General features: G+C 63.9%; 22 protein-coding genes. 10 read left to right on the top strand and 12 right to left on the bottom strand.

What is annotated here, in order from left to right:
- Positions 1–9 precede the first annotated feature (9 nt).
- Both ybeY and QQ992_RS24890 read right to left on the bottom strand, forming a co-directional pair.
- Positions 10–483, bottom strand: a complete 474-nt coding sequence (gene ybeY / locus QQ992_RS24895) for an rRNA maturation RNase YbeY (RefSeq protein ID WP_019098014.1) — start codon at positions 481–483, stop codon at positions 10–12.
- Complete coding sequence (locus tag QQ992_RS24890) at positions 476–1,474, bottom strand: PhoH family protein (protein WP_016712170.1); 999 nt, start codon at positions 1,472–1,474, stop codon at positions 476–478. The genes ybeY and QQ992_RS24890 overlap by 8 nt, the downstream gene beginning before the upstream one ends.
- Before the next feature lie 275 nt (positions 1,475–1,749).
- On the opposite strand from QQ992_RS24890, the gene QQ992_RS24885 reads away from it, so the two are divergent.
- Complete coding sequence (locus QQ992_RS24885) at positions 1,750–2,076, top strand: DUF1820 family protein (protein ID WP_060498505.1); 327 nt, start codon at positions 1,750–1,752, stop codon at positions 2,074–2,076.
- Between the two features lie 3 nt (positions 2,077–2,079).
- On the opposite strand, the gene QQ992_RS24880 is transcribed toward QQ992_RS24885, so the two are convergent.
- From QQ992_RS24880 to QQ992_RS24865, 4 genes are all read right to left on the bottom strand, one after another.
- Positions 2,080–2,625 (bottom strand): tetratricopeptide repeat protein, encoded by a 546-nt coding sequence (locus QQ992_RS24880; protein ID WP_016712168.1) that lies wholly within the window; start codon positions 2,623–2,625, stop codon positions 2,080–2,082.
- A 198-nt stretch (positions 2,626–2,823) separates the two neighbouring features.
- Positions 2,824–4,107, bottom strand: a complete 1,284-nt coding sequence (gene hemL / locus QQ992_RS24875; RefSeq protein WP_019098013.1) for a glutamate-1-semialdehyde 2,1-aminomutase — start codon at positions 4,105–4,107, stop codon at positions 2,824–2,826.
- 18 nt (positions 4,108–4,125) lie between these two features.
- Positions 4,126–4,749 carry a thiamine phosphate synthase gene (gene thiE, locus QQ992_RS24870; RefSeq protein WP_234229122.1) on the bottom strand — a complete coding sequence of 208 codons (624 nt, stop codon included), beginning with the start codon at positions 4,747–4,749 and terminating at the stop codon, positions 4,126–4,128.
- A 13-nt stretch (positions 4,750–4,762) separates the two neighbouring features.
- Positions 4,763–5,560 carry a hydroxymethylpyrimidine/phosphomethylpyrimidine kinase gene (locus QQ992_RS24865; protein ID WP_016712164.1) on the bottom strand — a complete coding sequence of 266 codons (798 nt, stop codon included), beginning with the start codon at positions 5,558–5,560 and terminating at the stop codon, positions 4,763–4,765.
- Positions 5,561–5,825: 265 nt separating this feature from the next.
- Between QQ992_RS24865 and QQ992_RS24860 the strand changes: the two genes are divergently transcribed.
- The 4 genes from QQ992_RS24860 (at position 5,826) to QQ992_RS24845 (ending at position 11,796) form a co-directional block, all read left to right on the top strand.
- A complete protein-coding gene (locus QQ992_RS24860; protein WP_286111416.1) occupies positions 5,826–7,814 on the top strand; it encodes a sensor histidine kinase in 1,989 nt (662 codons plus the stop codon).
- 115 nt (positions 7,815–7,929) lie between these two features.
- Positions 7,930–9,582 (top strand): acyl-CoA dehydrogenase family protein, encoded by a 1,653-nt coding sequence (locus QQ992_RS24855; protein ID WP_286111415.1) that lies wholly within the window; start codon positions 7,930–7,932, stop codon positions 9,580–9,582.
- Between the two features lie 105 nt (positions 9,583–9,687).
- Positions 9,688–11,151 carry an AMP nucleosidase gene (amn, locus tag QQ992_RS24850; protein ID WP_119371548.1) on the top strand — a complete coding sequence of 488 codons (1,464 nt, stop codon included), beginning with the start codon at positions 9,688–9,690 and terminating at the stop codon, positions 11,149–11,151.
- Positions 11,152–11,157: 6 nt separating this feature from the next.
- On the top strand, positions 11,158–11,796 hold the full coding sequence (locus tag QQ992_RS24845; RefSeq protein ID WP_286111413.1) for a pseudouridine synthase: 639 nt from the start codon (positions 11,158–11,160) through the stop codon (positions 11,794–11,796).
- Positions 11,797–11,830: 34 nt separating this feature from the next.
- On the opposite strand, the gene QQ992_RS24840 is transcribed toward QQ992_RS24845, so the two are convergent.
- A complete protein-coding gene (locus QQ992_RS24840) occupies positions 11,831–12,034 on the bottom strand; it encodes a DUF2788 domain-containing protein (protein ID WP_003249787.1) in 204 nt (67 codons plus the stop codon).
- Between the two features lie 54 nt (positions 12,035–12,088).
- Positions 12,089–12,565, bottom strand: a complete 477-nt coding sequence (locus tag QQ992_RS24835; protein ID WP_016712159.1) for an Lrp/AsnC family transcriptional regulator — start codon at positions 12,563–12,565, stop codon at positions 12,089–12,091.
- Between the two features lie 395 nt (positions 12,566–12,960).
- Between QQ992_RS24835 and QQ992_RS24830 the strand changes: the two genes are divergently transcribed.
- Positions 12,961–13,791 (top strand): DUF6515 family protein, encoded by an 831-nt coding sequence (locus QQ992_RS24830; protein WP_105946252.1) that lies wholly within the window; start codon positions 12,961–12,963, stop codon positions 13,789–13,791.
- A 3-nt stretch (positions 13,792–13,794) separates the two neighbouring features.
- Here the strand turns inward: QQ992_RS24830 and QQ992_RS24825 are convergent, their stop codons facing one another.
- Both QQ992_RS24825 and QQ992_RS24820 read right to left on the bottom strand, forming a co-directional pair.
- Positions 13,795–14,664, bottom strand: coding sequence for a cation diffusion facilitator family transporter (locus QQ992_RS24825; RefSeq protein WP_286111412.1), 870 nt, complete (start codon positions 14,662–14,664; stop codon positions 13,795–13,797).
- Positions 14,665–14,688: 24 nt separating this feature from the next.
- Positions 14,689–15,108 (bottom strand): hypothetical protein, encoded by a 420-nt coding sequence (locus QQ992_RS24820; RefSeq protein ID WP_016712156.1) that lies wholly within the window; start codon positions 15,106–15,108, stop codon positions 14,689–14,691.
- 117 nt (positions 15,109–15,225) lie between these two features.
- On the opposite strand from QQ992_RS24820, the gene hrpB reads away from it, so the two are divergent.
- Positions 15,226–17,754, top strand: coding sequence for an ATP-dependent helicase HrpB (hrpB, locus tag QQ992_RS24815; protein ID WP_286111411.1), 2,529 nt, complete (start codon positions 15,226–15,228; stop codon positions 17,752–17,754).
- Positions 17,755–17,772: 18 nt separating this feature from the next.
- On the opposite strand, the gene QQ992_RS24810 is transcribed toward hrpB, so the two are convergent.
- Positions 17,773–18,264, bottom strand: coding sequence for a hypothetical protein (locus tag QQ992_RS24810; protein WP_286111409.1), 492 nt, complete (start codon positions 18,262–18,264; stop codon positions 17,773–17,775).
- 84 nt (positions 18,265–18,348) lie between these two features.
- Entirely contained in the window at positions 18,349–19,005 is a 657-nt protein-coding gene (locus tag QQ992_RS24805; RefSeq protein ID WP_286111408.1) for a YciC family protein, read from the bottom strand.
- Positions 19,006–19,172: 167 nt separating this feature from the next.
- On the opposite strand from QQ992_RS24805, the gene QQ992_RS24800 reads away from it, so the two are divergent.
- The 3 genes from QQ992_RS24800 to QQ992_RS24790 all read left to right on the top strand — a co-directional run bounded on the left by QQ992_RS24800 (position 19,173) and on the right by QQ992_RS24790 (position 21,104).
- Complete coding sequence (locus tag QQ992_RS24800; RefSeq protein ID WP_286111407.1) at positions 19,173–19,931, top strand: DUF2076 domain-containing protein; 759 nt, start codon at positions 19,173–19,175, stop codon at positions 19,929–19,931.
- 66 nt (positions 19,932–19,997) lie between these two features.
- Entirely contained in the window at positions 19,998–20,489 is a 492-nt protein-coding gene (locus QQ992_RS24795; RefSeq protein WP_156867665.1) for an NYN domain-containing protein, read from the top strand.
- 9 nt (positions 20,490–20,498) lie between these two features.
- Entirely contained in the window at positions 20,499–21,104 is a 606-nt protein-coding gene (locus QQ992_RS24790; protein ID WP_028699929.1) for a 3'-5' exonuclease, read from the top strand.
- Positions 21,105–21,216: the final 112 nt, after the last annotated feature.

Genomic DNA, 21,216 nt, shown 5'->3' with positions numbered 1-21,216 from the left:
CTTCGTGTATCAGTGTGTGATTGAGTCGGTTTCATCGTCGGCATACGGGTCGGGGTGACCCAGTTCTGCCAGCAATTCCCGTTCCAGGCCTTCCATTTCCTCGGCTTCCTCATCCTCGATGTGGTCGTAGCCGAGCAGGTGCAGGCAACCGTGGATGACCAGGTGTGCCCAGTGCGCTTCGAGCGATTTGCCCTGTTCGGCCGCTTCGCGCTCGACCACCGCCACGCAGATGACCAGGTCGCCCAGCAGCGGGATGTCGAGCAGGTCGTCGGGCACGTCGGCCGGGAACGACAGCACGTTGGTCGCGTAGTCCTTGTGCCGGTAGGTGTGGTTCAGCTCGCGGCCTTCGGCTTCGTCGACCAGGCGAATGGTCATTTCCGAGTCGGCACTGCGCTGGCGCAGGGCCAGTTCGCACCAGCGGCGGAAGGCGGCGTCATCCGGGGCGGCAGCGTCCGTGGCCCGTTGAATATCAAGTTCAAGCATCTTTGCCGGGCGCCTCGGGCTTGGCCTGGCGGGCTTCGAAGCGGTCGTAGGCTTCGACAATGCGCTGCACCAGTGGGTGACGAACCACATCTTTGGGTTGGAAGTGGGTAAAGCTGATACCCGGAACGTCTTTCAGCACCTCGATGACATGCGCCAGGCCCGATTTGGTGCCACGCGGCAGGTCGACCTGGGTGATGTCGCCGGTGATCACCGCGGTGGAGCCGAAGCCAATGCGGGTGAGGAACATCTTCATCTGTTCCAGGGTGGTGTTCTGGCTTTCGTCGAGGATGATGAAGCTGTTGTTCAGGGTGCGGCCACGCATGTAGGCCAGCGGGGCGATCTCGATCACCTGGCGCTCGATCAGCTTGGCCACGTGTTCGAAGCCGAGCATTTCGTACAGGGCGTCGTACAGCGGGCGCAGGTACGGGTCGATCTTCTGCGCCAGGTCGCCGGGCAGGAAGCCGAGCTTTTCGCCCGCCTCGACCGCCGGGCGTACCAGCAGGATGCGGCGTACCTGTTCACGCTCAAGCGCGTCCACGGCACAGGCCACGGCCAGGTAGGTCTTGCCGGTACCGGCCGGGCCGATGCCGAAGTTGATGTCGTTGGCCAGGATTTCCTTCACGTAGCGCTGCTGGTTGAGCCCGCGCGGGCGAATGTTGCCCTTACGCGTACGCAGCGACACGCTGACCTCGTTGACGGCCGGGTTGTCGATGTTCTCGACGGCCGACTCCTGCAGGTACAGGTGTACGGTTTCCGGCGACAGGTCGGTGGCCTTGGTCTCGCGGTAGAGACGGCGCAGCAGCTGTTCGGCAGCGGAAGTGGTCTTGGGTTCGCCGATCAGTTCGAACTGATTGCCGCGGTTGCGGATTTCGATGGCCAGGCGCTGTTCGATCAGGCGCAGGTGCTCGTCGAACTGGCCGCACAGGTTGGCGAAACGGTGGGCCTCGAAGGGCTCGAGGATGAAACGATGGGGTTCTATGGGTGCGTTCAAGGTCGTTTTTAGCCGCTCGACGGCAATGGATGTGAACTCAAGAATAACCCTTGAATGGCAGTGGCGAAAGCACTGAAACGTTCAACGGTATGTACAGCCTGTTCCGGCCCTGTCGCCGGCAAGCCAGCTCCCACAGGTACTGCACAGGCCTCAGGCTTACGCAGTACCTGTGGGAGCTGGCTTGCCGGCGATGAGGCCGGTACAGCCGACACAGATCTACAAGCCTGTCTGCTATGATGCGCCCCTTTTCTTACGCATGTGTTATTCCACCAGACATGAGCAAACGCGAACCTGCCATCTATAAAGTGATCTTCCTCAACCAGGGGCAGGTCTTCGAGATGTATGCCAAGCAGATCTACCAGAGCGACCTGTGGGGCTTTCTGGAAATCGAGGAGTTCGTGTTCGGCGAGCGCTCGCAACTGGTGGTGGACCCGAGCGAGGAAAAGCTCAAGAGCCAGTTCGAGGGGGTAGTCCGCAGTTTTGTGCCGATGCACTCGATCGTGCGCATCGATGAGGTGGAGCGCCTGGGCACAGCCAAGATCAGCGAAGCCAAGGGCGGCGGCAATGTCATGCCGTTCCCGATGCCGATGCCGGAAAAGTAAGCCTCAGGGGAGCGGCGAGAACGGCGTACGCCCTTCGGCGTTCTGCAGTTCCAGCAGGTATTTGCGGAAGATCTGGCCGAGCACCTGAGTGGCGTGCTCAAGCTCGTCGCGGGGCATTTGCTCGGTCACTTCGTCGGCCATGTCCAGCGCATCTTCTGCGCCGTTGACGGCGGCCATCTTCAGCAGGATGTAGGCCTGCACGTTGTTGGCCTTGACCCCTTCGCCATGGAAGAACATGGCCCCCAGGCGATACTGCGCGTCGGCGTGGCCTTGCAGCGAAGCCTTCTGGAACCAGTCCAGGGCTTTGTCGAGGTTTTTTGGCGTTTGCGTGTAGAAGTACTCGCCCAGCTCGAACTGCGCCTGGGCATCCCCTGCGGTTGCCGTCTGCTCGCAGGCCTTGAGGGCGTTTGCCAGGTCTTCAGGCTGAACGTTCAAGGTGCAGCGGCCCGTTGCCGGAATGAGCAACGAGTTACCGCCCTCCGCCAAGGCCAGCAGGGGCTGAAGAAGCAACAGGCAGCCCAGGGTCAGGGCGCGGCCGGTGCGGTTCATGGGGATCGACTTACCTCTGCGAAGCTGCGGCCAATGTCTCTGGTGGCACATTATGGGATAAGCAGCGCCAACCTTACAAAGTTTTACTCGAATTTCTGCTTGGTTGGGGAAGTCAGCTGATTGTGCGGGGTAATTATTTCCTGTGCCGGCCTCTTCGCGGGCAAGCCCGCTCCCACAGAGGCCGGTGCAGGCTAACCATTATTTCAGTGCAGCAAAGGCCTTTTCAGCCGCATCCAGGGTGATCTGCAACTCTTTGTCGCCATGGGCAATGGAGGTGAAGCCTGCCTCGAATGCGCTTGGTGCCAGGTACACGCCGCCGTCCAGCATCAAATGGAAGAAGCGCTTGAAGCGCTCGGCATCGCTGGCCATCACGTCTTCGAAGGTGACGATGTCGTCGGCACCGCTGAAGTACAGGCCGAACATGGCACCGGCCTGGGTGGTGACGAACGGTATGCCAGCGGCATCGGCGCGCTGTTGCAAGCCGTCGAGCATGCGGCTGGTGTAGTCGGTCAGCTCGGCGTGGAAGCCCGGACGGCTGATCAGCTTCAGCGTGGTCAGGCCGGCGGCCATGGCCAGCGGGTTGCCCGACAGGGTGCCGGCCTGGTAGACCGGGCCGAGCGGGGCGATGCAGCCCATGATTTCACGCTTGCCACCGAAGCAGCCGACCGGCATGCCGCCACCGACGATCTTGCCGAAGGTGGACAGGTCCGGCTTGATGCCGTAGTGGCCCTGGGCGCCGCCCAGGGAAACGCGGAAGCCAGTCATCACTTCGTCGAAGATCAGCACCACGCCGTGCTTGTCGCACTGCTCGCGCAGGCCTTCGAGGAAGCCCGGTGCCGGCGGTACGCAGTTCATGTTGCCAGCCACCGGCTCGACGATGATGCAGGCCACGGTCTGGCCGACGTCGGCCAGGGTCTTCTCGACGGCGGCGATGTCGTTGAACGGCAGGGTCAGGGTGTGCTTGGCGAAGTCCGCCGGTACGCCCGCCGAGCTTGGCACGCCCTGGGTCAGCAGGCCGGAACCGGCTTTTACCAGCAGGCTGTCGGAGTGGCCGTGGTAGCAGCCTTCGAACTTGATGATGGCGTCACGGCCGGTGTAGCCACGGGCCAGGCGGATGGCGCTCATGGTGGCTTCGGTGCCCGAGCTGACCATGCGCACCATTTCCATGGACGGTACCAGCGAGCAGACCAGGTCGGCCATGTCGGTTTCCATGGCGGTCGGTGCGCCATAGGACAGGCCGTGCTCCAGCTGCTTGCGTACCGACTCCAGCACGTCCGGGTGGCCGTGGCCGAGGATCATCGGGCCCCAGGAACCGACATAGTCGACGTAGCGCTTGTCGTCCTCGTCAACGACGTAGGCGCCTTCGGCATGCTTGAAGAACAGCGGCGTGCCGCCCACGCTTTTGAAAGCGCGCACTGGCGAGTTGACGCCACCGGGGATGTGCTTCTGGGCTTTGGCGAACAGGTCTTCAGAACGGGACATGAAAAAATTCTCTCGAAATCAGGATGCGAACAAGGCGTTGAAGGCGCGGGCGCGGCGGGTAACTTCCTGCGCGCTGTCGGCACCGAACAGGCCGTGGATCACCGCCAGCAGGTCGGCGCCGTGGGCGACCAGCGGGGCGGCGTTGTCGAGGGTGATGCCGCCGATCACCGCGATCGGCAGTTTCACCTGGGCACGCGCCTGCTCCAGCAGTTCGACGTTGGCAGCGGGGGCGCCCGGCTTGGTGACGGAATTGAAGAAGCGGCCAAAGGCGACGTAACTGGCGCCTTCGCTGGCGGCCTGGGCGGCCAGGTCGAGGCTGGCGTGGCAGGTGGAGCCGATGATCGCCTGGCGGCCGAGCAGGGCGCGGGCCGGGGTCAGCGGGCCATCGGTCTGCCCCAGGTGTACGCCGACGCCCAGGCGTGCGGCCAGTTCGGCGTCGTCGTTGATGAGCAGCTGGGTGCCGTAGCGCTCGCAGAGCTTCATCAGCCCTTCGGCTTCGCGCAGGCGGCGCGCTGCGTCGTCGCTTTTGTCGCGGTACTGCAGCAGGCACACGCCGCCTTCCAGTGCCGCCTCGACATGGGACAGGAAACGGCCGGCGAGCAGCTGGCTGTCGGTGATGGCGTACAGACCGCGTAGCTTCATGGAAGGCCTCGTATCAGGAGCAGAAGTCCAGGGGCAGGCGGCGCGGCACGTACTGGCCTTTGCCCAGCTGTTCGGCGTCACGCAGGGTGCGCCAGGTGTAGTCCAGTGCGCTGCGTACGGCGCTTTCCAGTTGCTCGCCAAGGGCCAGGCGGCCGGCCAGGGCGCTGGCCAAGGTGCAGCCTGAGCCGTGATAGCTGCCCGGCAGGCGCTGGCAGGTCCAGGTGTGGTGCTTGCCGTCCTGGGTGTACAGGCGGTTGTGGATTTCGTCTTCGTCGCCGTGACCGCCGGTAATCAGCAGGTGTCTACAGAACGGCAAGAGTTTCTCGGCACACTCGTCGGCGGTGCCTTCGGGCAGTTCGGCGAGGATGCGCGCCTCAGGCAGGTTCGGCGTGGCGATGGTCGCCAGTGGCAGCAGGCGTTCGCGCAGGGCGTAGCCCACTTCGTCCTTGCCCAGGCGGCCACCACCACCGGCACGCAGCACCGGGTCGCACACCAGCGGCAGGTGCGGGTGGGCGGCCAGCAGCTCAGCGACGGTGTCGACCATCTCGATCGAGCCGAGCATGCCCAGCTTGACGGCAGCCACCGTGGAGTCGGCCAGCACGGCATTGGCCTGGGCCAGTACCCACTCGCGGTCGAGCACGCGGAAGTCGGAAACGTTGACGGTATCCTGCACGGTCAGGGCGGTCACGGCGGGCGCGGCGTGACAGCCTTGGGCGATCAGGGCTTCGATATCTGCCTGCAAGCCGGCGCCGCCACTTGGGTCGTGGCCGGAGAGACAGAGGACAACGGGGCGGGAGCTGTAGGTATTCATGGTCGGCGAGCTTACCACCAAACCTGTTTGGGCGGATCGTCCGACAAACGAGTTTTGTTGATCGATCGGTCAGAATTGTTTGTTGAATTCTTCTGAAAGTATTGATTTAGAGCCTTTTCTTTGATTTTTGATATGGCCGATTGCCAGGTTGCGAAGCTATGCTAGAGTGCTCGGATAACTCGACAAACGGGTTCTGCAGGATCACGTCGTCTCAAACGGATGGGAGGCAACCGCGACGCGACCGGACAGGCCATGCTGGGGCTGTATGCGCTATTTGCTGATTGTGCTTCTGGGCTTGCTGCCCGTGCTGGCTGGAGCGGTCGATTTCGACAGCGCTACGCAGCACCTTCCATTGGGCAAGGCCATGCAGGTGTATGAAGACCTTGATGGCAGTGCCAGCATCGCCCAGGTCAGTGCCCCCGGGTTTGCCAAACATTTCCGCCCCCACGATAAAGACGTGCTGAATGCCGGTTACTCCACCTCGGTGTTCTGGCTCAAGGTCGAGCTGCGCCCGGTTGCCGTGCCCGGCGCTGCCCCTCGGCAGTGGCTACTGGAGCTGGCTTACCCGCCGCTGGACCACCTGGAGCTGTATTTGCCTGATAGCGGCGGCGTCTACCGCCTGGCGCAGCGCACCGGCGATGCCTTGCCCTACGACAGCCGGCAGATCCGGCAGAACAACTACCTGTTCGAACTGCAGTTGCCGCCAGGCGAGGTGACCACCGCCTACCTGCGCCTGCACAGCCAGGGCTCGGTGCAGGCACCGCTGGCGCTGTGGTCCCCTGAAGCCTATATGGAAGAGCAGCCCACGCGCCTGTATGTGCTGGGGATGATCTACGGCGTGTTGTTGGTGATGCTGGTGTACAACCTGTTCATCTACCTCAGTGTGCGGGACGTCAGTTACCTCTACTACATCCTCTATATCGCCTCGTTCGGTTTCTATCAGGTGTCGGTGAACGGTGCGGGTGTCGCTTATTTCTGGCCGGACAGCCCCTGGTGGGCGAATGCTTCGACACCGCTGTTCATCGGTGCGGCAGGCCTGTTCGGTTGCCAGTTTGCCCGGCATTTCCTGCAATTGGGCAACATCAGCCGCGGCTTTGACCGTTTGCTGCAACTGCTGATGCTGGGTGGCGCGCTGGTCATGGTAATGGCGGTGAGCGTGCCCTATGGCATTGCCCTGCGCATGGCCACGCTGCTGGCCTTGCTGTTTACCGTGAGCATCTTCAGTGCGGGGTTGTACGCCTGGTGGCGGGGCTTGCGCGTGGCGCGCTGGTTCATCATCGCCTGGACGGCCTTCCTGCTCGGCGGCCTGGTCAACACCCTGATGGTGCTGGGCTACCTGCCGAACGTGTTCATCACCATGTATGCCAGCCAGCTGGGTTCGGCGCTGGAGGTGGCACTGCTGTCGCTGGCGCTGGCCGACCGCATCAACAGCCTGCGCGAGCAGCAGGCGCAAACCTTGCGCGAAACCGGACGCACGCTGGAGCAGTTGAACCTGCAGCTGGCCAGAAGCAACCGGTTGAAGGATGAGTTTCTGGCCAGTGTGACCCACGAACTGCGCACCCCGATGAATGGCGTGATCGGCTCGCTGGAACTGATGCACACCCTGCCGATGGAGGCCGAGATGGCCCAGTATCACCGCACGGCGGTGGGGTCTGCGCAGGGGATGATGGACATGGTCGATGCCATTCTCACCTTGTCTGAATTGCAGGCCGGCCGCCTGCGTGCGCAGCCGGCGCCGTTCAGCCTGCGCACACTGTTGCAGGGGTTGCGCGCCGGTTATGCCGGGCAGGCCTTGGGCAAAGGCTTGTACCTGAGCCTGGATATCCCGGCTGACCTGCCGGATGCGCTGGAGGGCGATGGAGAGAAACTGGCCCGCTGCCTTGGCTGCCTGGTGGAGAACGGGTTGAAGTTCACCCACCAGGGCGGGGTGATGATCCAGGTGCGCGGGCGCCGGGTAGGGCCGGGGGATCTGGCGTTGACCTTTACGGTCAGTGACAGCGGGATTGGTTTTGATGACCTTGAGCAGTCGACCCTGTACCAGCGGTTCTTCCAGGTGGATGGGTCGATGACCCGGCGCTATGGCGGGTTGGGGATTGGCTTGTCGATCTGCCGGCAGATGGGGGAATTGCTGGGGGCGCGGTTGGCGCATGAGTCGACGCGCGGGTTGGGGAGCCGGTTCGAGTTGAGCTTGAACATGGCGATTTCGCAGGTGCAGATGAGCCCGAGCATCCTGCAGGCGCGGCGTTCGCTCTAACGCCGATGGCCTCTTGCGCACCCCACCACACGTTTAGTCATTAATGCCACTTTGACGGAACAGCACGGGGTGCTTCACTGGGGGCTTCACGCCTACCCGGATCCAGGAGCCCCCGATGAACCTGCACCAGTACGCTGAAACCCACGAAGTCACCAACCAGCCTCCGCCCCTCGACGGCGCCAACCTCTACCGCCTCGACCTGCCGCTGCAGGAATGGTCCCGGCGTTTCGGCGCAGGCTGGGCCGAGTCGCGGATCGACGCCTACGGTGCCCTGGCTGGCGGCCCGCTGATGCAGGCCGGTTTCCTGGCCAACGCACACAAACCCGAATTCATCAGCCACGACCGCTATGGTCATCGCATCGACCTGGTCGAGTTCCACCCCGCCTACCACGAACTGATGCGCACCGCCGTCGAACACGGTCTGCCTTCGCTGCCATGGGCCGAGCCCCGCGCTGGCGCCCATGTGGCGCGGGCATCCATGACCTACCTGCACAGCCAGGCCGAGGCCGGGACCGGCTGCCCGCTGACCATGACCTTCGCCGCCGTGCCGGCGCTGCGCCTGCAGCCCGAGCTGGCCGAATACTGGCTGCCGAAAATCCTGGCCTGCGAATATGACCCGCGCAACATCGGTGACCGGCACAAGGCGGGGGTTACCCTGGGCATGGCCATGACCGAGAAGCAGGGCGGTACCGATGTGCGCGCCAATACCACGCGGGCCTATCCGGTGGGGGCACCCGGCCCGGGCCAGGCCTACGAGCTGGTGGGGCACAAGTGGTTCTGCTCGGCGCCCATGTGTGATGCCTTCCTGACCTTGGCCCAGACCGAAAAAGGCCTGAGCTGCTTCCTGCTGCCGCGCCATCGCCCGGACGACAACCGCAATCAGTTCTACATCCAGCGGCTGAAGAACAAGCTCGGCAACAGCTCCAATGCCTCCAGCGAGGTGGAGTTCCGGGGGGCGCTGGCGTGGATGATTGGCGAGGAAGGGCGGGGCGTGCCGACCATCATCGAGATGGTGGCCATGACCCGCTTCGACTGCATGGTCGGCTCCAGCGCCTTGATGCGCCAGGCGCTGACTCAGGCGGCTCACCACTGCGCGCACCGCAAGGTCGGTGGCCGGGTATTGAACGAACAACCGCTGATGCAGAACGTGCTGGCCGACCTGGCCCTGGAAAGCGAGGCCGCGCTGGCCCTGAGCCTGCGCATGGGGCAGGCGCTGGAGCAACTCGACGACCCGCAGCAGGCGCATTTCGCCCGGTTGGTCACGGCCGTGGGCAAGTACTGGATCTGCAAGCGAGCGCCGGCCATGGTCAACGAGGCAGCCGAATGCCTGGGCGGTGCGGGTTATGTGGAAGACAGCATCCTGCCGCGCCTGTACCGCGAAGCACCGGTCAACTCGACCTGGGAAGGCTCGGGCAACGTGCAATGCCTGGATGTGTTGCGGGCGTTGTCCAAGGAGCCGGGCGTGCTGGACGCGTTGTTTGCCGAACTGGGCGATGGGCATGGTGACCCCCGGTTGGCAGCGCACATCGGTAACCTCAAGGGGGCGTTTGCCGATACGGGCGACATGCAGTACCGGGCGCGGCAGTTGACTGAGGACATTGTCTTGGCGTTGCAGGCCAAGCTGTTGCTGGAAGCGGGGAATGCGGCGGTCAGCGATGCATTCATTGGCAGCCGGCTGGCAGGTGGGGGGCGGGCTTATGGCGCGTTGCCGCGCGGTATTGATGTCGAGGCGTTGGTGACCAGGGCTACGCCCGTCTGGCCATTGTAGGCGCGGGCTTGCCCGCGAATGCATGCAACACCGATCAATGGGGATGTTTTTACCCAAGAAGGCAGGCAAGATGGATCACATGCATGTCCAGACAGGAAGCACAGTGTGAGCCACGCTTTTGTAGTCGTTGATACTCCCGAACAGGCCGTCGACCGTCTGGCGGCCTTGCATGAACAGGCCACCGGGGCCCTGAGCCAGGCCCTCAAGCGTTACCTGAAGGACCGTACCGAGCCGGGCGCCGATGAGCGCGACCTGTTCCGCTACCCGGCACTGCGCCTGACCTACCACAGCCACGGTGAAGTGGCCGCCACCACGCGGGCCTATGCCAAGGTCCAGGTGGCCGGCACCTACAGCGTCACCGTCACCCAGCCATCCGCGTTCCGTAGCTACCTGCTGGAGCAACTGCGCCCATTGATGCACGACTACACCGTCACGGTAGAGGTCGGCGTCAGCGAGCAGAACATCCCTTACCCCTACGTGGTCGACCAGGGCGACGAGCTGGCCGGTAGCGGTATTACCGCCGCGCAACTGGCGCGGGTGTTCCCCAGCACCGACCTTTCGGCCGCCACCGACAACATCGCCGATGGCCTGTACGACTGGGACCGTGCCGAAATTTTTCCGCTGGCGCTGTTCGACGCCGCCCGCGTCGACTTCTCGCTGCGCCGCCTGGTGCACTACACCGGCAGCGACTGGCGCCATGTGCAGCCATGGATCCTGCTGACCAACTACCACCGCTATGTCGACCAGTTCATCAGCCATGGCCTGGAGCAGCTGCGTGACGACCCGCGTTTCGTGCGCATGGTGCTGCCGGGCAATGTGGTGATCGAAAAGGGCATGGACCACGGTGAAACCCAGGCGCTGGTGGCCAGCGTGATCTGGCACCGCTACCAGATGCCGGCCTACCACCTGATTGCCGCCGATGGCGACGGCATCACCCTGGTCAACATCGGTGTCGGCCCGTCCAACGCCAAGAACATCACCGACCACCTGGCGGTGCTGCGCCCACACTGCTGGCTGATGATCGGCCACTGCGGCGGTCTGCGGCAGTCGCAAACCATCGGCGACTATGTGCTGGCGCACGCCTACATGCGCCGTGACGGCATTCTCGACCGGGTGGTACCGCCGAACATCCCGATTCCGGCCCTGGCCGAAGTGCAACTGGCCTTGCAGGAAGCCGCAGCCCAGGTTACCGGCGAGCGTGGCGAGCAGTTGAAGAAGCGCCTGCGCACCGGCACCGTGCTGACCTACGACGACCGCAACTGGGAGTTGCGCTGGGCTCAGGAGCGCCCGCTCATCAACCTGTCGCGTGCCGTGGCGGTAGACATGGAAAGTGGCACCATTGCCGCCCAAGGGTATCGCTTGCGCGTGCCGTACGGCACCTTGCTGTGTGTGTCCGACAAGCCGCTGCACAGCGAGATCAAGCTGCCGGGTTCTGCCAACGCCTTCTATAACCGGGCGGTCAGCCAGCACCTGAAGATCGGCATCGCCGCGCTCGACTTGCTGCGCACCGAGCTCAACTCGCTGCACTCGCGTAAACTGCGCAGCTTCGATGAGCCGCCGTTCCGCTGAGGATCCATGTCACTGCCACCCCGTAACAAGCCGCGCCGCCCCCAGGCGCGGCCTGCCACCGGCCCACGTCGCCAGCCCAAGGCGCCACCCGCCGAGCCGCGCCTGATCCTGTTCAACAAACCGTTCGACGTGCTGACCCAGTTCAGCGACGGCGACGGGCGGGCGACGCTCAAGGACTTCATCGACATCCCGGGCGTGTACCCGGCCGGGCGGCTGGACCGTGACAGTGAAGGCTTGCTGTTGCTCACCAACGATGGCGGGCTGCAGGCGCGTATTGCCGACCCCAAGCACAAGCTGGCCAAAACGTACTGGGTGCAGGTGGAGGGTGAACCGAGCGACGAGCAGTTGCAGCGCTTGTGTGATGGCGTGGAGCTGAACGATGGGCCTACCTTGCCGGCTGAAGCACGTCGCCTGGAAGAACCTGAGCTGTGGCCGCGCAACCCGCCGGTACGTTTTCGCAAGAGCGTGCCGACCAGCTGGCTGGAGCTGGTGATACGCGAAGGGCGTAACCGCCAGGTGCGGCGGATGACGGCGGCGGTGGGGCTGCCGACCTTGCGCCTGGTGCGGGTGCGGATCGGGGATTGGGCGCTGGATGGGCTGGAGCAAGGTTGCTGGCGCGAAGTCCCGGCGAAGTTGCAGCGCTAGCAGGAGCGCAAAGCGCTCCCGGCATTCTTGAGCCTCACACGCCTTCGAGAAACCCCACCACCACGCTCTTGATGATAAAGGCCAACACCCCCAGCCCCAACACGAAGAACAGGATCAACGTACCGAACTTCCCGGCCTTGGACTTTTTCGCCAGGTCCCAGACGATGAAACCCATGAAACCGATCAGCACGGTGACCAGGATGATCATCATCCATTCTTCGAATACGGCGGGATCCATCGGTGTTCTCCAGGCAGTCTGAGCAGCCGATTATACGCCGGCTGCCATGGGCAATTAACGCAGGTGGGTCAATGGCATCTCGGTACTGGCCAGCACCTGGTTGAGCACGAAGCTCGAACGCACGCTGGTAACGCCTTCGATACGGGTCAGGCTGCCTAGAAGCAGTTTCTGGTAGTGGTCCATGTCGGGTACCACCACTTTAAGCTGATAGTCGGCATCCATGCCGGTGACCAGGCTGCATTCGAGCACCTGTGGCAGGTTGCGGATGGCCGCCTCGAAGGTTTCGAAGCGCTCCGGGGTGTGACGGTCCATGCCGATCAGCACGTAGGCGGTCAGGCTCAGGCCCAGCTTTTTGCGGTCGAGCAGGGCCACCTGGCGCGAGATGTAGCCGTCGTCCTCCAGTTGCTTGACCCGACGCGAGCATGGCGAAGGCGACAGGCCGATGCGTTCGGCCAGCTCCTGGTTGGAAATGCGCGCATCGCGCTGCAATTCGGCGAGGATGCTCAGGTCGTAGCGGTCAAGTTTGCTCATGGCATTTGCCTTTTCTGTTCGTATTGCGGCGAATTATCAATCCAGGGTGAAAAATTGCGCAAGTGCTATTTATCCGAGCAATCTTCGCAATCCTCTGCCGCAACCTGTCCGGTATCTTTATCACCAGAATCACTGCCCGGACATCAGTCCACGGCGACGCGCCCTAGGCGGGCGGTCGCGGCCAGCCATCCAACAGGATCTGCAGGCCCCCGGGCTACACACCCTCCAGAAGACGGTGTGAGGTGAGCCGGCGCCACAAGTGCCGAGCACGGACGACAATTCCTGAAGGGAGGCCCTGCGGCCTCCCTTTTTTCATGTCTGGAAATTTAATTGGCCTCTGCGACGGGCGCGGTAGACTGGCTGTGGTTGCAGTATTTTCTACCGAGAGGAATACCATGAAGTCGCGCATCTGGCAGTTGGCAGGTGTTGGTTTGCTGGGTTTGAGCATCAGCCTCGGGGCACTGGCCGAAGGGCCGGGCGAGGGGCATGGCGAACGCGGCCAGCAGGTGCAAGGCGAGGGCGGGCCAGGCCGCTCGCTCAACTCGCGCGATGAAGTGCGCCAGACCCAGCCGCCGCGCCAGGGTTATTACCAGGACATTCCCCATCGCCATGGCGACGACCACCACTGGCAAGCCGGTGGCCCACGGCCCGGTGGTGACTGGCAGGGGCGCCCGGATGGCCATGGCAATGGCTGGGGGCCTGGGCCGCAGTATCGCCCGGGCCACACCATTGATCATTTCCCCGACCGTTACTGGAAAGTGCCCTACCGTGGTGCGGATTACTTCTATTCCGGTGGCTACTGGTACCGCCCACACGGTGGCAGTTACATCGTAGTGGCCCCACCCTACGGCGTACGGGTCAGTTACCTGCCTTCCTATGCGCGTGAGGTCTGGCTGGGAGGGGCGCTGTTCTTCCTGGTGGCCGATACCTATTACCAGTACCTGGCGGACAGCCAGGAGTACGTGGTGGTCAACCCACCGGTCGGCGTACCGGCGCCCGCGCCGGTGGCACCGGCAAACGGCGGGTATGACGTGGTGGCTTACCCGATGTATGGGCAGGGGCAACAGCAGCAGGACCAGGACCGTTACCAGTGCCATCGCTGGGCAGTGAGCCAGTCTGGCTTCGACCCCGCGACGGCGACGTATGCGCCACCTGCCAATGTGCTGGACAACTACCGGCGGGCGCTGGGGGCTTGCTTCAGTGGGCGAGGTTACAGCATCAACTGATCGCTATACCGGGTCTGCGTGCACCGTCACATCCGCCTGTGGATAACGCTGGCGGATGACCTTTGATGCCTCAACGCACAACCCGTGCGCCTCATGCAGCGGCAACTGCCCCGGCAGCTCCAGGTGCAACTGCACGAACCACTGGTTGCCCGATACCCGCGTGCGCAAGTCGTGCACGCCTTTCACGCCGGGAATGGCCAGTACCAGTGCGGCCATGCCTTCACCAACATCGCCGGGCAGTTCCTTGTCCATCAGGATCGCCGTACTTTCGCGGGCAATCTGCAGTGCGCTCCAGAGGATGTAGCAGGCTATGCCAAGGCCGAACAGCGCATCCAGTTGTGGCCAGCCAAAACGCGCCAGCAACAGGGCCAACAGGATGCTGCTGTTCAGCAGCAGGTCCGAGCGGTAGTGCAGGGAGTCGGCCCGCACGGCGGTGGAGCCGGTCAGGCGAATGACCTTGCGCTGCAATGCCAGCAGGGCAAGGGTCAGCGCCAGTGACAGCAGCATCACGGCAATGCCGACACCGGTATCGCCCAAGGGTTGCGGTGTGTGCAGGCGTTCGGCTGCCTGCACGCCGATCAGCACCGCACTGACGGCGATGAACAGCGCCTGCGCCATGCCTGCCAGCGCTTCGGCCTTGCCATGGCCAAAACGGTGGTCGTCGTCGGCCGGTCGCAGGGCGTAATGCACCGCCAGCAGGTTGAGAAACGAGGCAACGGCATCCAGTGCCGAGTCGGTCAGCCCGGCCAGCAGGCTCACCGAGCCGCTCAGCCACCAGGCCAGCGCCTTGCTCAGTACAAGGATGCTGGCCACCGCCAGTGATGCGCGGGTGGCCAGGCGTAGTAGGCGCTGGTGTTCAGCCGGGGTGATCATCCGTGGTCAATGTCCGTGTGGGTTTCAGGCTGCCGGCACCAGGCCAAGGCTGGCCAGTTGCTCGACGCTGCCGCGGTGCTGGATCAGCCTCGGGTCGTTCAGCGGCAGGCGTTGGCCCAGCTCGCTTTCAAGAATGGCCTGCAACTTCAGGTTGTCGACCTTGCCGTCGGGGCTGACGGCTTCTTGCAGTTTGGCCGGGTCGACCTGGGCGGTGCGGCCACCCGGGTAGTAGATGGCGCCCGTGGCGAAGTCGATGCCGAAGGCGATCAGGCCCGGGATCACGTAGAACAGGATGCCGATGGCGTCCATTGCGGCAACCACAGGGTCGATCTTGCCGCCGATCTGGCCGCGCCGGTCTGGATAGAAAATGGTGCCGCAGGCCGTCAGTTGGGTCAGCAGGGTGGCGATGAGGGCGCCACCGATGACGCGGGTCGAGATGCGCATGTAAATCTCCGAGAAGGTATTCAGCAGGGCAAGCGAAGCGCCTGCGCCTGAAGCTTAAGACCATGATAGAGCAGGCTGGGTTCGCCGTTATACTCGCGAGACTGTTCGAGGACCACCATGATTTCATTACCGATCGATGCCGTCTTGCCCGCCTTGCGCCAAGCCCTGGAAAAACGTGACGAAGCGGTGCTTGAAGCACCACCAGGTGCTGGCAAGACCACCCGCGTGCCGCTGGCGCTGCTGAACGAGCCGTGGCTGGCCGGGCAGACCATTCTCATGCTTGAACCCCGGCGTCTGGCCGCGCGGGCGGCTGCCGAGCGGCTGGCCAGCGAACTGGGCGAGCAGGTGGGCGAGACCGTGGGTTATCGCATTCGCCTGGACAGCAAGGTGGGGCCGAAAACCCGTATCGAAGTGGTGACCGAAGGCATCCTTACCCGCCGCCTGCAGGCTGACCCGGCGCTGGAAGGCGTGGGTTTGCTGATCTTCGATGAGTTTCACGAGCGCAGTCTGGATGCCGACCTGGCCCTGGCGCTGAGCCTTAATGGCCGGGAACTGCTGCGTGATGACCCGCCGCTGAAAATGCTGCTGATGTCTGCCACCCTGGAGGGTGAGCGGCTGTCGCGGCTGCTGGACGATGCCCCGGTGGTCCGCAGTGAAGGGCGCATGCACCCGGTGGACATTCGCTGGGGGCGGCCGTTTCAGCCGGGCGAATTCATCGAGCCACGGGTGGTGGACAGCGTGTTGCAGGCGCTGGCCGACCAGGCGGGTAGCGTGCTGGTATTCCTGCCCGGCCAGGCGGAGATCCGCCGGGTGCACCAAAGCCTTCAGGAGGCGCTGAGCGAGCGTTCCGATATCCTGCTGTGCCCGCTGCATGGCGAACTCGACCTCAATGCCCAGCGTGCCGCCATCGACCCTCCGCCCCAGGGCCTGCGCAAGGTGGTGCTGGCCACGAACATCGCCGAGACCAGCCTGACCATCGACGGCGTGCGGGTGGTGATCGATGCCGGCCTGGCCCGCGTGCCGCGTTTCGACCCCGGCAGCGGCATGACCCGCCTGGACACCCAGCGCATTTCCCGCGCCAGTGCCACCCAGCGCGCCGGGCGTGCGGGGCGCCTGGAGCCCGGTGTCTGCTACCGCCTGTGGTCCGAGGCCCAGCATGACCAGTTGGCCGCCTATGGCAGTGCCGAGATCCTTCAGGCCGACCTGGCCGGCCTGGCCCTGCAACTGGCGCGCTGGGGCGTTACCCCCGAGCAGTTGTGCTGGCTCGATCAGCCGCCGCCTGCTGCATTCGCCCAAGCCCAGGACCTGCTGGCGCGGCTCAATGCCTTCAAACCCGGCAGCCGTGACAGCCTCAGCGAACATGGCCAGGCCATGGCCGAGCTGCCCGCTCATCCACGCATCGCGCATTTGTTGCTACGGGGCCAGCACCTGGGCCTGGCACAGATGGCGTGCGATGTGGCTGCGTTGCTGGGGGAGCGGGATATCCAGCGGGGCGGTGGCGCCGACTTGCACAGCCGGCTGGCGCTGGTGAGCGGCGAGAGCAAGGCTGCACGTGGTGGCCAGGGTGGTGTGCAGCGTGCCCGCCAGCTGGCTCGTCAGTACCGCGGCCTGCTGCGTGGCAAGCCCGGGGCTGCGGTCGCCGACCCCGAGCACCCGCGTTGGTTGGGCGCGCTGCTGGCGCTGGCCTACCCCGACCGTGTCGCCCAGCAGCGCCGCGAGGGCGGTGCGGAGTACCGGCTGGCCAACGGCCGTGCAGCACTATTCGCCGAGGTCGATGCATTGATGAAGTGCCCATGGTTGGTGATCGCCGACCTGGGGAGCCGCCAAGGGCAGCGCGAAGAACGGATTTACCTGGCCGCCGAGTTCGATCCGGCCTTGCTCGACGGTGTGCTGGCCGAGCAGGTCGAGCGGGTCGATATCCTGGATTGGGACGAGCGCGAGCAGGTGTTGCGCGCCGAGCGTCAGGTCAAGGTTGGCGAGCTGGTGCTCAGCCGTGAGCCGCTGCCGGGGCTGGATGATGAAGCCAGGGCAAGGGCGCTGCTTGGTCTGGTCCGGCGTAAAGGCCTGAATCTGCTGACCTGGACCCCGGAGTTGCGCCAGTGGCAGGCACGGGTGGCCCTGCTGCGTCAGCTCGACCTGGAAAAGGATGGCCACAGCGAGTGGCCCGACCTGGGGGACGAGGCGTTGCTCGCCAGCCTGGAAGACTGGCTGCAGCCTTATCTGGGCAAGGTATCGCGCCTCAGCCACTTCGCCGCACTGGACCTGCCATCGATGCTGCGTAACCTGTTGCCCTGGCCGCTGCCACAGCGGCTGGAAGAACAGGCGCCTGCGCACCTGGCCGTGCCGTCCGGCTCCCACATTCGCCTGGACTACAGCGAAAACCCGCCGATTCTTGCGGTGCGCCTGCAAGAGCTGTTCGGCCTTGCCGACACCCCGCGCATCGCCAATGGCCGCCAGCAAGTCAAGCTGCACCTGCTGTCACCGGCCCGCCGCCCGGTACAGGTAACCCAGGACTTGGCCAATTTCTGGCGTACGACTTATGCCGAGGTGAAGAAGGACCTGAAAGGGCGGTATCCGAAGCATTATTGGCCAGATGACCCGCTGGTGGCCGAGGCCACCGCGCGGGCCAAGCCTCGCGGAACCTGAAGGCTTGTTTGACTGCGGTCAGTCAATCGGTTTTAGAAGGAACGTACGCACTTCACCTTGTTCGACGTTAAGCAGTGCCACAACGTCCCCGCTGAAGTGGGGGGCATCCATGATGGCCCCCACCCGATAGCCTCGATGGTCGCGCAAATGGCAAACCAGGCCTTCTTCGGTCAACTGCAGCGGTTCGATTTTCCAGTCATCGGTGACGTCGGCAACCCAGTAGAACCCCAGGTAGCCATTGAGGCTTACACCCAACTTTTTGGCCTCGGGGCACCCTGGGATGCTGATGTGGTAGTGCAGGCGATTTTCGCTGCCTGACTGGTAATGAAAGTCCATCGTCGGCGAGTCCTGTTTGCCGCCGGCTTGCAACCAGTCATCCTCGGGGGTGATACCCCAACTGAACTTGTCGGTGCTGCGGCTCAGGCGCAGCGGGATGTTGCCTTTGGCGCCGCGCATGTACAGCTTGCCGCGAAACGATCTGGCAAACCCGGTTTGAATGGCTTCGTTCATGGTGTGCTCCTCGATTGGCATTGAGGGTGCACCCTAATGCCAAGGGCGCAGACCACAGCAGATCGAAGGTTTTCCCTTGTTGTTTCAAGTGCTGGATTCGCTCTCCAGCAGCATGAACAGGCGGTACAACACCACGGTGCTGAACAGCTGCAGGAAGCCGCTGAGGCTGTCCATGGCCAGCTCCATGCCGGGCGATGGCTCGGGGAAGGCCATCAGCAGCAGCCCGTCGATCAGCCAGATCGGTGCCAGCACGGCCACCACGCAGATCATGATGCGCATGAAGTGCCCGGTGGTCATGGCTGCGCTTTCGCGCATCGACTGCACCACGGGGCGGCCGCGCAGTACCAGCAGGTATTCGGCGAACACCAGGTTGATCATGATCCATACGCCCGGGAAGATGAACAGTGCCAGGCCCGCCATGATCAGCAGCGAACTGATGAGGATCAGCAAGGCCAGTTGCGGCCACAGTTGCAGGGCGCGGGCGAACAGGTCGCGCTTGGCGATGTCCTGGCCGTTGCTGCGGGTGTGCAGGTACAGGATCAGTGCGGCGCTGTACAGCGGGTAGAACAGCAGGCTCACCAGCATGCCGTAGGCCGGTGATGCCTGGTCGCCCAGCTGCCGGTACAGCAACTGGGTGAGCAGGGCTTCCAGCACCACCAGCGGCAGGCACAGCTGGAGGATGTTCGGCAGGTGGCGGCGGAAGAAGTACAGGGAGTCGCGCAGAACGCTCAGCGGATTCATCAGTCAACATCGCATGGCAGTTAAAACAGGGGCCTAACTTTAGCCCAAAGCGGGCTTGCGGCTGTCACTTGCTGAAAAAAGTTTCACCGCGGCGGTGATTGAATCCCGCGCCGGTACGCCCCATCTTTGACGCTGTCCGTTGTCCCGCTACCCCATGAGGTCGCCCCATGAACACTGAAGAACAAACCCTGATCGACGGCCTGTTCGGCCGCATCAAGCAAGCCGAAGACCCCAGCCAGCCGCGTGACGCGCAGGCCCAGGCGTGCATCGAGCAACACCTGCGCCAGCAGCCGGCGGCGCCTTACTACATGGCCCAGGCCATCCTGGTGCAGGAGGCGGCAATCAAGCGCCTCGACGAGCAGAACAAGCAGCTGGAAGCCGAGCTGCAGCAGGCCCGGGCTCAGGCTCAGGCCGCACAAGCCACCAACAGTGCGCCGAGCAATGGCGGTGGTGGTTTCCTGTCCAGCATCTTTGGTTCGGGTGGGCGTAACGCGGCCCCGGCGCCTCAGCCGCAACGGCCTTCGTCGCCGCCCGTAGCCTCCGGTGGTGGCTGGCGCGAACCCTCGGCACCGGGCTTCTCCCAGCCGCCAGCGCAGCAGCCTGGCTTTGGCGCGGCGCCAGCGCGCAGTGGTGCCAGCAGCTTCCTCGGCGGGGCCATGCAAACTGCGGCCGGTGTGGCCGGTGGTGTGTTGCTGGCGCAGGGCATCAGCAGCCTGTTCAACCACAACTCGCAGCCGGAAGAAGTGGTCGAAGTGATCAAGGAAGAGCCGACACCGGCCAGTGACAACGGCGGCTGGAACGACCAGGGCGGGCAGCAGCAAGTGGCTGACAACGGTGGTTGGGGCAATGACCAAGGCGGTTATGCCGACACCGATTACGGCAGCGATGATGGCGGGTTCTTCTCGGACGACGATTCGTACGTCTGACAGGTCTGGCATACTGCTGGCATTTCTGGGGGGCTGCTTTGCAGCCCTCTGTATTCCAGGCCGACCATGAGGTTCAAGGTGAAAAAGATCGCGCTGTTCGCCGATGTGCAGAACCTCTACTACACCGTGCGCCAGGCTCACGGCTGCCATTTCAACTACACCGCGTTGTGGGCCGACGTCAGCCGTGAAGGCCAGATCGTCGAAGCCGTGGCCTATGCCATCGACCGTGGCGACAGCAAGCAACAGCAGTTCCAGCAGATCTTGCGCAACCTCGGTTTCGATGTGCGCCTCAAACCGTTCATCCAGCGCAGCGACGGCTCGGCCAAAGGTGACTGGGATGTGGGTATCACCCTGGATGTAATCGATGCAGCCAGCCGGGTCGACCAGGTGGTGCTGGCCTCTGGCGATGGTGATTTCGACTTGCTGCTGGAGCGGGTGATCCAGCGCCATGGCACCGAGGCCGTGGTATATGGCGTGCCCGGGCTTACCGCCTTGTCGCTGATCCGTGCGGCCACCCGTTATGTGCCCATCGAGGGTAAGCTATTGCTCAAACATTGAGGCCCTTGCATGGAACGTATTGCTGTCATCGACTTTGAAACCACCGGTATCACCCCCAGTGCAGGTTGCCGTGCCACTGAAGTGGCGGTGGTGATGCTGGAAGGTGGGCGCATCGTCGAGCGCTACCAGAGCCTGATGAACGCGGGCGTGCCGGTACCGGCCTTCGTTGCCGGGTTGACCGGTATCACCACCGCCATGCTGCGCAGCGCGCCGCCGGTGGACAAGGTAATGAACGAAGTGGCCGAGTTTGTCGGCGACACCCCGTTGCTGGCACACAATGCGGCGTTCGACCAGAAGTTCTGGGATTACGAACTGAGCCGCATCGGCCGTAGCCGCCGCCAGTCGTTCGCCTGCTCCCTGCTGTTGTCGCGGCGCCTGCTGCCAATGGCGCCGAACCACAAGCTGGGCACCCTGACCCGCTGGGCCGGGCTGCCGGACACCGGTACCGCGCACCGGGCCATGGCCGATGCCGAGATGGCGGCCAACCTGTTGCAACACCTGGCCGGTGAACTGCGTCAGGCCCATGGTATCCAGCAACTTTCACACGACTTCCTGTGCCGCTTGCAGAAAGTGCCCGCCGCAAAGATTCGCGAAACCTTGGCCAAATACCGGTGAATACTGGCCCGAAACAAATGTAGGAGCGAGCTTGCTCGCGATGCGCCGCGCGGGCGGCGCTCGGTCGCCCAGGCAATACATGACTCAAACCAAACGCACCAAAAGTGTGCCG

It is taken from the genome of Pseudomonas kurunegalensis (assembly GCF_030291635.1).
Taxonomy (GTDB): domain Bacteria; phylum Pseudomonadota; class Gammaproteobacteria; order Pseudomonadales; family Pseudomonadaceae; genus Aquipseudomonas; species Aquipseudomonas monteilii.
This window is presented reverse-complemented; position numbering and strand designations above follow the sequence as displayed.